Annotated in this window: 1 protein-coding gene; it reads left to right on the forward strand. The window is 44.2% G+C overall.

Annotated features, from left to right (window positions below):
- Window positions 1-52: 52 nt before the first annotated feature.
- Window positions 53-242 (forward strand): helix-turn-helix domain-containing protein (locus tag SB717_RS38995; protein WP_410908629.1); only part of this gene is annotated, 190 nt, incomplete at its 3' end.

Below are 242 nucleotides of genomic sequence, written 5' to 3' on the forward strand. Positions count from 1 at the left end.
CATTCCACAGGATGCATGTAAAATTAAAAGCGTTGAGTGGCAGTAGCAACCAATGCTGAAAGCCTACAAATACCGGATTTACTCGACACCCGAGCAGAAAGTTCTGCTGGCTAAGTCGTTCGGTTGTGTGCGTTGGTTTTACAATTTTGCGCTCGAGTTAACCTCAAAAACTTACAAGGAGACGGGGAAGGGATTGAGTCGCAACGACATCATTAAGTTACTGCCTCAACTTAAGAAAGAGT

Source organism: Priestia sp. SIMBA_032 (genome assembly GCF_046535215.1).
In the GTDB taxonomy this organism is placed as follows: Bacteria; Bacillota; Bacilli; order Bacillales; family Bacillaceae_H; genus Priestia; species Priestia aryabhattai.